This window comes from Streptococcus mitis (assembly GCF_023110375.1).
GTDB classification, from domain to species: domain Bacteria; phylum Bacillota; class Bacilli; order Lactobacillales; family Streptococcaceae; genus Streptococcus; species Streptococcus mitis_CI.
Genome location: NZ_JALDVV010000016.1, coordinates 34,989 through 44,731, shown reverse-complemented (window position 1 = coordinate 44,731; position 9,743 = coordinate 34,989). Strand labels below are relative to the sequence as shown.

At 40.2% G+C, this 9,743-nt stretch carries 13 protein-coding genes; 10 read left to right on the top strand and 3 right to left on the bottom strand.

Annotated elements, in window-relative coordinates; translation table 11 throughout:
- Window positions 1-202: 202 nt before the first annotated feature.
- The 10 genes from M1G12_RS08945 (at window position 203) to M1G12_RS08900 (ending at window position 6,929) form a co-directional block, all read left to right on the top strand.
- Window positions 203-517, top strand: coding sequence for a hypothetical protein (locus M1G12_RS08945; protein ID WP_084864367.1), 315 nt, complete (start codon window positions 203-205; stop codon window positions 515-517).
- Window positions 518-526: 9 nt separating this feature from the next.
- A complete protein-coding gene (locus tag M1G12_RS08940; RefSeq protein ID WP_001176229.1) occupies window positions 527-733 on the top strand; it encodes a helix-turn-helix transcriptional regulator in 207 nt (68 codons plus the stop codon).
- Window positions 733-930: a hypothetical protein gene (locus M1G12_RS08935; protein ID WP_247949775.1), complete on the top strand. Its 198-nt coding sequence runs from the start codon at window positions 733-735 to the stop codon at window positions 928-930. Before M1G12_RS08940 ends, M1G12_RS08935 begins: the two co-directional genes overlap by 1 nt.
- 2 nt (window positions 931-932) lie before the next feature.
- Window positions 933-1,667, top strand: a complete 735-nt coding sequence (locus M1G12_RS08930; RefSeq protein WP_247949774.1) for a DUF3169 family protein — start codon at window positions 933-935, stop codon at window positions 1,665-1,667.
- A gap of 10 nt (window positions 1,668-1,677) precedes the next feature.
- Window positions 1,678-2,502, top strand: a complete 825-nt coding sequence (locus M1G12_RS08925; RefSeq protein ID WP_000621677.1) for an ABC transporter ATP-binding protein — start codon at window positions 1,678-1,680, stop codon at window positions 2,500-2,502.
- A complete protein-coding gene (locus M1G12_RS08920; protein ID WP_247949773.1) occupies window positions 2,495-3,193 on the top strand; it encodes an ABC transporter permease in 699 nt (232 codons plus the stop codon). The genes M1G12_RS08925 and M1G12_RS08920 overlap by 8 nt, the downstream gene beginning before the upstream one ends.
- Window positions 3,194-3,202: 9 nt before the next feature.
- Entirely contained in the window at window positions 3,203-3,844 is a 642-nt protein-coding gene (locus M1G12_RS08915) for a CPBP family intramembrane glutamic endopeptidase (protein ID WP_247949772.1), read from the top strand.
- Window positions 3,845-3,861: 17 nt separating this feature from the next.
- Window positions 3,862-4,092, top strand: coding sequence for a hypothetical protein (locus M1G12_RS08910; RefSeq protein WP_000832185.1), 231 nt, complete (start codon window positions 3,862-3,864; stop codon window positions 4,090-4,092).
- 154 nt (window positions 4,093-4,246) lie between these two features.
- Window positions 4,247-6,010 (top strand): aspartate--tRNA ligase, encoded by a 1,764-nt coding sequence (gene aspS / locus M1G12_RS08905; RefSeq protein ID WP_247949771.1) that lies wholly within the window; start codon window positions 4,247-4,249, stop codon window positions 6,008-6,010.
- The gene (locus M1G12_RS08900) at window positions 5,988-6,929 is read left to right on the top strand and encodes a YitT family protein (RefSeq protein WP_000806281.1); all 942 of its coding nucleotides are present in this window, start codon (window positions 5,988-5,990) and stop codon (window positions 6,927-6,929) included. The genes aspS and M1G12_RS08900 overlap by 23 nt, the downstream gene beginning before the upstream one ends.
- 28 nt (window positions 6,930-6,957) lie before the next feature.
- On the opposite strand, the gene M1G12_RS08895 is transcribed toward M1G12_RS08900, so the two are convergent.
- From M1G12_RS08895 to M1G12_RS08885, 3 genes are all read right to left on the bottom strand, one after another.
- The gene (locus M1G12_RS08895) at window positions 6,958-7,944 is read right to left on the bottom strand and encodes a LacI family DNA-binding transcriptional regulator (protein WP_247949770.1); all 987 of its coding nucleotides are present in this window, start codon (window positions 7,942-7,944) and stop codon (window positions 6,958-6,960) included.
- Window positions 7,945-7,953: 9 nt separating this feature from the next.
- Complete coding sequence (locus M1G12_RS08890) at window positions 7,954-8,754, bottom strand: DUF1189 domain-containing protein (protein ID WP_247942559.1); 801 nt, start codon at window positions 8,752-8,754, stop codon at window positions 7,954-7,956.
- A 145-nt stretch (window positions 8,755-8,899) separates the two neighbouring features.
- Window positions 8,900-9,742 carry a sugar ABC transporter permease gene (locus tag M1G12_RS08885; RefSeq protein WP_001065648.1) on the bottom strand — a complete coding sequence of 281 codons (843 nt, stop codon included), beginning with the start codon at window positions 9,740-9,742 and terminating at the stop codon, window positions 8,900-8,902.
- Between the last annotated feature and the right edge of the window lies 1 nt (window position 9,743).

Genomic DNA, 9,743 nt, shown 5'->3' with positions numbered 1-9,743 from the left:
TGGGACTTTTTTTCTACAACAAAATAGGCTCCATAATATCCATAGGGGATTTACCCACTACAAATATTATAGAGCCGGATTTTATCCCTGACCTTTTTCTTTTGCAAAATGACAAAAATCATAAACTTTTTGACAAATATACTTGTCAAAAAGAAAAAGATGTGTTACAATAAATTCAAGTTAAGAAATAGGAGGGAGCCACATGTGGGTATGGATTTTTTTACCTTTTCTCGTCTTGATTTATAGTAGTCAATCTAAAAAAATCAAGCGGTTAGAGAAGAGGTTAAAGGTAATCGAGAGAAAAGAGAAAGGAAATATAGAAATGTCAAGATTATTGCAAGAATTAATTGGGAAAAATCCAACAATCGTTGGACAAGTGTTTGGAACATCTTTATGGGAAGTTGTGGATGTTGATGAGGAATGGGTCAAACTACGTCATGTTGATAAAAATGGGAAAGAAAAATTCAAGTTGCAACGTATTGAGGATATCCAAGCCGTTGAATTTGACGGAGAGTAGGTGTGTAACATGCAACTAAAAAATCGTCTAAAAGAGCTTCGGGCTCGTGATGGTCTCAATCAAACCGACCTGGCCAAGCTGGCAGGGGTTTCCAGGCAGACCATCAGTCTATTAGAACGGGACGAATATACCCCGTCCATTGTAATTGCCCTGAAAATATCTCAGATTTTCAACGAAACAGTCGAATCGGTATTTCGTTTGGAGGAGGACGAGTGATGAACAAGTATAAAGTGATCTATTATATAGTTTCTATAGCTCTATTAGTCAGCGTATTTCTATTGATTGGGATAGACTTAGGCTGGTTTAATACGTATCAAAGTGACCAATTTATTTGGGCCTACTTTGCTCTCATACCAGTAATTGAATGGATTGAAAAGAAAGCAAACAATTTAGCAAGTGAAAAAGGAGAATGAATATGAAAAAGAAACATGGCTTGTTATTTTTAATTCCTTTTGTCTTGGGAGTTTTTTTGTACATGTTTGTAGATATGTTGAAGGCTGGTGCCGAATTCCACGGAATTATGTTAGATGTAAAAATTTTGATACCATGGATATCAGCTATTTGTTTACTATTAGGTTTCGTTGGCATTGTTTTGACGTTCAATTTCTTAAAGAAAAGCAGAAAATTTCACTCCTTGTATCAAGAGGAAATGGATGATGATCTGAATGAAACCTATTATGTGCAAATGTATCGTAATCTTGAGTTTGGAAACATTACTTCTAATATTACAAGTGTAGCGATTTTATTGGCTCTTGTCATCTCAGGTAGTGAAGTAATTGTACTCGATGTAAGTCGTATAACATTTTCCCTTTCCTTTTTGGAATTAGTGCTGTTCTTGCAGAGTCAAAAATATCTTTCTAAAACAATTGCGATTGTTCGTCAGTTTGATTTGGATCTTTTCTCTACACCAAAGGAGGTCTTGAACTATATTAATTCTTATGATGAAGGGGAGCGTCAGGCTAATTTGGAACAGAGTTTTCGAATTTTATTCCAATTAAATAACTATGTCTTACCAGTCTTATATATTTTTCTTTTTATCATTTCTTTCTTGACAGGAGAGATTCAGCTACTAGCCTTCTTGCTTGTTGGAGCAATCCATGTTTATATCAATGTGGTGCAGTTGCCTATGGTGAAACGTTATTTCAAATAAAGGAGTTTCTATGATTCGTGTTGAAAATGTAAGCAAAAGTTTTGGGAGCAAAAAAGCTCTTCATCAGATTTCTTTTGAGATTAAGGAAGGTGAAATCTTTGGTTTTCTTGGCCCTTCTGGCTCAGGTAAAACAACCATGATCAATGTCTTGACAGGTCAGTTGGCTGCAGATCAAGGTAAAACAGTTTTGCTAGGCAAGAATTCTCAAGATTTAACTTCAAATGATTTGGAACAAATTGGTATTGTTAGTGATGGCAGTGGTTTTTATGAAAAGATGAGTCTTTACAAAAATTTGCTCATCTACGCTAAGTTATATGGTCTCAAGTCAGATAGAGTAAATCAGGTGCTCCAACAGGTTGGATTGGCAGATGCTAAAGATATTATCGCAGAAAAACTATCTACAGGAATGAAACAACGAATGTTCTTGGCTCGTGCCCTTCTTAATGCACCTAAGATTCTCTTTCTAGATGAGCCAACCAGTGGCTTAGACCCTACAACATCTAAGATGATTCATACCCTACTTCAAGAATTAAAGCAAGCGGGGACAACTATCTTTCTGACCACGCATGATATGAATGAAGCAACTCTGCTTTGTGATCGCTTATCTCTTTTGAATAAGGGGAACTTAATAGAGTATGGAAGTCCACAAGATATTATCCAGAAGTACCATGTGGATAAGAAAGTACGTGTGGTTTATAATGATGGACGAGAACAGATAGTTCCATTTGAAGAATTACCACATTTAGACACGACAGATTTGATGGTGGTTCACTCTTGTGAGCCAACTCTAGAAGAAATCTTTATCAGATTGACAGGAGAAAAGTTAGATGTTTAGAAAATTAAATGCCCTACTATGGTTAAGATTACAAGTTCTTATCAGCAATTCAACTTTGTTGGCGACTCTATTGTTGCCTTTTGGACTGGCTGTTCTATATAATGCATTCATGAATAAGAATGGAGAATTGAGTACGTTTCTCCTTTCTATGAGTTTGACTATGGTCTTGAGCATGGGAAGTGGTTATATGGTATCGATTATGATGGCAGAAGATAAGGAAAAGCGCAATCTTAAATCACTCATCCTAAGTGGTGTGACAGCAACAGAATATACTATTAGTATGCTCGTCCTCCCTTTGTTGATTATGTTGCTTGGAATGATTTTACTACCAGTCTATCTTAAAGTAGATGTATCGGGTTATTTAGTTGCCTATGTTATCTATTTGATTCTAGCAACTATTAGTGTTATTTTTCTCAACCTTCTAATCGGTGCGGTGTCAGATACTCAGTCTAAAGCGCAAGTTTATAGTATCTTTCCTATGTTTATCGTCTCTGTTTTGCCCATGATTGCTCTTCAAAATGATACGATTCAGAAAGTGTTGGATTACTCGTTCGTTGGTCCTATTGTAAATCTTTTAAATAAAAAAGGTGGAGAAATATCTTTTTCTAACATCGGTATGTTACTTGCCTGGGTACTTGTGTTAGGGATAGCAAACCTCTTTGTATTGAAAAACAGCTATAAAGCAAGATAGGAGAACTTTATGAAACTACTTAAAAACCTTGGCTGGTTTCTTCTAGCCATTCTATCCTTTTTATTCATCTATGGCTTCATTCAGGTACTCGCGACTACGTCGCTTGCCTTAGGCGCTTCACCCTATGCTGTGACCTTGCTCTATGTGGCCTTGGCTGGAGTTTATGTGTACGGTATTTACAAATGGTATCAGAAAGGTCCTGTTCGTATTGAGAAGAGTGGCTTCAACCGATTTATTTGGCTTCCTGCCTTGGTTTGGTTCTTATCTCTGGTTATCCAGTTTTTCTTGCCAAATGATCCTTCAGTAAATCAGCAAATAGCGATAGACTTGACCTTGTCTCAACCACTTTTCTCATTCTTTGCGGTCGTTATTTTTGCTCCTTTGACGGAAGAACTTATCTTTAGAGGGATGTTAGCACGCTACCTCTTTCCTAAGCAGGACAATAGTAAACAAACTCTGCTTTTCCTTCTGGTATCTAGTGTTTTGTTTGCCTTAGGTCATTTCCCAGGTGATGTGCAACAATTTTTTGTCTATTTTAGCCTTGGTTTTAGTTTGGGCTTGGCTTATATTAGCAGAAAAGGTCTGGTCTACAGTATTTCTCTCCACGCTTTGAATAATTTAGTCAGCTTTTTGATGATTCTCATGCTATAATAGAGTCAGGAGGTCACATGAAACGAGTAATTTTATTAGCAGTGATTCAAGCAGTTGTTCTATTTTTCATCATTGGGGCGCTAGCTTATGCCTTTAAGGGCGATTTCTTCTACAACTATCTAGCAGTTGTCTTTGCCCCTATTGCAGGTGTCTTGCGCTTTGGGACAGCTTACACAACGGAGATTGTCTTGCCTCGAAAGGCAGCTGAAATTGCTGAAAAACGTAAAGCAGGCAACAATTCAAAATAAAAGAGTCCGGTGAACTTCATCGGATTTTTGTATGGGCGTCAATTTTTAGAGTCTTCACTTGATTTTTAAAGACTGGCAAACTTTTCTGATGATTTTCATGAAGAGCCTGCGCTTTTATGGTAAAATAGTAACAGAATAAAAGAGGAGAGAAACAATGAAACGTAGTATGTATGCTGGTCGTGTTCGTGAGGAACACATCGGACAAGAAATAACCTTGAAAGGATGGGTTGGCCGTCGTCGTGACTTGGGTGGTTTGATCTTTATCGACCTTCGTGACCGTGAAGGAATCATGCAGTTGGTTATCAATCCTGAAAAAGTATCTGCAGAGGTTATGGCAACAGCTGAAAGCCTTCGTAGTGAATTTGTTATCGAGGTGACTGGACAGGTCGCTGCTCGTGAGCAAGCCAATGATAAGTTGCCAACTGGTGCGGTTGAGTTAAACGTGACAGCTCTGACAGTGCTTAATACAGCTAAGACAACCCCATTTGAGATTAAGGATGGCATTGAGGCCAATGACGATACACGTTTGCGTTACCGTTACCTTGACCTTCGTCGTCCAGAGATGCTGGAAAACCTCAAACTTCGTGCTAAAGTGACCCACTCTATTCGCAATTACTTGGATGAGTTGGAGTTTATCGACGTGGAGACACCATTCCTTTCTAAGTCAACTCCTGAAGGGGCGCGTGACTATTTGGTGCCGTCTCGTGTTAATAAAGGGCATTTTTACGCTCTTCCTCAAAGTCCACAAATCACGAAACAGCTCTTGATGAATGCTGGTTTTGACCGTTACTACCAAATCGTTAAATGTTTCCGTGACGAGGACTTGCGTGGTGACCGCCAGCCTGAGTTCACACAGGTTGACTTGGAAACATCTTTCCTTACTGAGCAAGAAATCCAAGATATCACAGAAGGTTTGATTGCGCGCGTGATGAAAGAAACTAAAGGCATCGAAGTGACGCTTCCATTTCCTCGTATGAAATATGATGATGCTATGGCTCTTTACGGTTCTGACAAGCCAGATACCCGTTTTGACATGTTGCTTCAGGACCTGACAGCAGTAGTCAAAGGTGTAGACTTTAAAGTCTTTTCAGAAGCACCTGCTGTAAAAGCAATTGTGGTCAAAGGAGCTGCGGACAACTATTCACGTAAAGACATCGACAAGATGACCGAAGTAGCCAAACAGTATGGTGCCAAAGGTCTTGCTTGGGTCAAGGTGGTTGATGGAGAATTAAACGGACCAGTTGCCAAGTTCTTGACTAGCATCCAAGCAGAATTGACAACAGCGCTTGCTCTTGAAGACAAGGACTTGGTTCTCTTTGTGGCAGATACGCTTGAAGTGGCCAATGCAACGCTTGGTGCCCTTCGTGGACGTATTGCCAAAGAGCTTGGTTTGATTGATAGTGATAAATTCAACTTCCTTTGGGTGGTTGACTGGCCAATGTTTGAATGGTCTGAAGAAGAAGGCCGCTACATGAGCGCCCACCATCCATTCACGCTTCCACAGGAAGAGACTGCTCACGAATTAGAAGGTGATTTGGCGAAGGTTCGTGCCATTGCTTACGATATCGTCTTGAACGGTTATGAGCTTGGTGGTGGTAGCCTTCGTATCAACCAAAAAGACCTTCAAGAACGTATGTTCAAGGCTCTTGGTTTCTCAGCCGAAGAAGCAAATGACCAGTTTGGTTTCCTTCTTGAAGCCATGGACTATGGTTTCCCACCACACGGTGGCTTGGCTATCGGGCTTGACCGATTTGTCATGCTCTTAGCAGGAGAAGAAAATATTCGTGAAGTTATTGCCTTCCCTAAGAACAATAAGGCAAGTGACCCAATGACACAAGCTCCTTCAACAGTAGCTCTCAAACAACTAGAGGAACTCAGCTTACAAGTAGAAGAAGATGAAACAAGCAAAACGAATTAAGCGGTGGCGCTATTATCTGCGCCGCTTTGCTCATCAGATAAAAATTTTACGTGTCTTACAAAGCATCTCTCGCGAAAAATATGATGAGAAGATTTCGGCCTCTCTGGTCTATGGATTTTTATCAGCAGTAGCGGTCAATTTCTTTTTCCAACCAGGTCATGTGTATTCGAGTGGTGCGACAGGTCTGGCACAGATTATCTCTGCCTTGAGTAATCACTGGTTTGGTTTTCATATCCCGATTTCGCTAACCTTTTACGCCATTAATTTTCCTTTGATGGTCTTGGCTTGGTATCAGATTGGGCATAAGTTCACCGTCTTTACCTTCATCACGGTATCCATGAGTTCCTTCTTTATCCAGTTTGTGCCTGTGGCGACCTTGACTGAGGATCCCATTATCAATGCCCTTTTTGGGGGTGTTGTCATGGGCTTGGGGATTGGTTTTGCTCTTCGCAATAATATCTCCAGTGGTGGGACGGATATTGTCAGTCTGACCATTCGCAAGAAAACGGGGAGGAATGTCGGTAGTATTTCTTTCTTGGTAAATGGGACTATCATGCTGATAGCGGGTTTGACCTTTGGTTGGAAATACGCTCTTTACTCTATGATTACCATCTTTGTCTCTAGCCGGGTGACAGACGCGGTCTTTACCAAGCAAAAACGCATGCAGGCTATGATTGTGACCAATCATCCAGTGAAGGTTATTGAAAAAATCCATAAAAAATTGCACCGCGGAGCAACCATGATCCACGATGCAGAAGGAACCTATAATCACGAAAGAAAGGCAGTTTTAATCACTGTCATTACACGTGCAGAGTTTAATGAATTTAAACAGATTATGAAACAGGTGGACCCAGGTGCCTTTGTCTCTGTATCTGAGAATGTTCATATTTTGGGACGATTCGTTGAAACAGAAAATTAGTAACTAAAAAACCAGCGCGAGCTGGTTTTTATTTTTCAACAATTTTATGTCCAATCAACTGGCGATAACAAATTTGTTTATTGCTTTTAGCATCATTGATGATCTGGAGAATAGTTTCAAAGGAAACACGACCAAGCTCCAAACTATTGATATCGACATAGGCTGCCAAGTTGAGCTTGGGATTGACTGAGTCGAAGCTGAGGACAGGGACATCCAGTTGGTGTTTTGCGATGTAATCACAGACCCCTGCAGCAAGGAGACTATCAATGGTAATAATAGCGTCAATATTTGGATCGTGTTTGAAGAGAAGTCTACTAAAGCGATAACCATTATCTTCAAGAAATTCAGTAGCAAAGTAAGTCAGATTAGTATCGAGAGGAAGTTGGTATTGTTTTAGAGCTAGCTCGTAACCTGTCAGACGGTCTTGTGTTACGAAGAGTCGCTTAGTACCTCCGATAAAGGCAATTCGCTTGCATCCTTTTTTGATGAAATACTCTGTCGCATCAAAACCAGCTTGGACATTGTCATTATCGACAAGTGGAATGAAGGGAGATAGAGATTTACCTAAGATAAGGAAAGGAAATTGCTCGTCTGCTACTAACTTAACCAAAGGGTCCTCTTCTTGGGCATAGAGGAAAATCAAACCATCTACACGCTTACCATAGACCATCTGAGAAATAGCTTTAAGACGCTCTTTGGCATCTTTACCTGTTGCTATCTGAATGGCATAGTGGTTTTCAGATGCGACTTGAGAGATGCCACGTAGGACTGATGGAAAGAAAGGATTTTGATAGAAGGCATCTGAGTCGTCAGGAAGGACCAAGCCGATAACCTGAGTATAGCTACTTACCAAGCTACGAGCATTAAGGTTAGGGTGGTAATTGAGCTCCTTCATAGCCTTGCGAACGCGTTTTTTTGTTTCGTCGCTAATGGTTGATTTGTTTTGAATAACACGGGTTACGGTTGAAGGCGAAACACCAGCAGCCTTGGCCACGTCTTTAATCGTAACGGGCATAAAAATCTCCTATTTATGGTAATCTGGATCACGGAAATGCGTTTTATAAAAGATAGTGACCAGATACAGAACAAAAAGAATGTTTTGTACGGTGATGAGGGTTGTCATATTTTGGCCAAAGAGTCCCAAAATAAGCGTAATTAGAGTTGGTAATCCTAAACAGTTCAAGATAAAATGGTAGCACTCTTTAAAGGTCCTAAATGAAAAGAGGCGTGATTTCTTAGTGATATAAAGGAGAAGACTAGCTCCTAGAGAGACGATAAAGAAATTCAAACCAAATAGGAAGCTTGCACCGAGAACTAGGAAGAGACTGATATAGACACGATTCTGCTGGTACCAGTCTTTAGAAATTGCTTGGGTCAAGCTATCTTTACTTTTGAAACTCTCAGTTTCGATCGCTAGGTAAGAGACACGGGTCAGTTCTTTACTTTCCTTGCTGATGACGAGCTCATTCGTATCGAAATGCAGTTGCAAGTCCTTAGGTAATTCCTTGCTTTGACTTGGACCGATTAAAAGAGAAGGGGCTTGACTAGCTGTTCCTGTATAAGTAAATTTACCATCAACAATTTTAGCATGTTCAGAGAGATCCTGGACAACCTCATCTGTCAATGGTTCATAGACATTATCGATAAAGGTTTCTAGCGGATAAGTCTCCTGTGAGCTGTTTTGGATGGCAATGGGTACCATGGACAAGCTGATAAGGAAGATACTGGTAAAGAGAAGCTGAAACCAGTTGAGTCCGAAACGTTTGGATAGGGGCTTACGAAATCCCCAAATACTTGAAAAATAGGAAAATGGATATGGAAGCATTTGTATCTTTCTAAAAGGTGTTTTCTATATGAGTATTATTATATAGAGAAATGCGCTTTATTTCAAGTCTAGGAGACAAATTGCTTGTTGTAAGGATATTTTTATAGTCACAAGCTTCAAAATGAAAAAGGGTGGCGGGGATAAATTATCCCTTGTCGCCACCACTTGTAAGTCCTGAAACAAAGTTCTTTTGTAGGAAGAAGAAGAGAATACAGATTGGAAGGGCGATGAGGATAGCACCTGCTGAGAAGTAGGCAATCTTCATGTTTTTCACATTGCTAACGAAGGTTTGGAGACCTACGGCAACAGTAAAGTATTCTTTCTCACGAAGCAAGAAACTAGAGAGGATGTAGTCTCCGAAAGGTCCCATGAAGGCCCAGAGAGCTTGTACGGCAACCATTGGGCGAACAAGTGGAAGAACAATTTGCCAGAAGCGACGGAAGTGTCCTGCACCGTCTAGTTTTGCAGATTCGTCTAGAGACATTGGCACTGTATCGAAGTAGCCTTTCATGAGCCAAGCATTCATCGGGATACCACCACCAACGTAGAGGAAGATGAGGAACCAGCTGTGGTTAAGGGCGTTCAACATAAGTGCCATAACGAAGAAGGCTGTCAAAGCGGCCATTGTTGGCACCATTTGGATAATCAAGAAGAAGACCAAACTTTGTTTACGAGCCAAGAAGTTGTAACGGCTGTAGGCATAACCAGCAAGTACGATGATACTTGTTTGAACAACCATGGTAATCAAGGCGATAATCAAAGTATTGAGGTACCAAGTACCGTACAAGGTTTCAGTGAAGAGGCCTTTAAAGTTATCAAAATTGAGGTCGATATTAGTATCTAGTTTAAAGGCTGAGACGTTACCTGCTTTAAAGGCTGACATGATGGTAATCAAAAGTGGATAGATAATCACGATTGATAGGCCAATTAAGTAGAGGTAAGTAAGGGTTTGAGTCAGTCTACGTTTGAGTTTAATTGAGTTATTCATC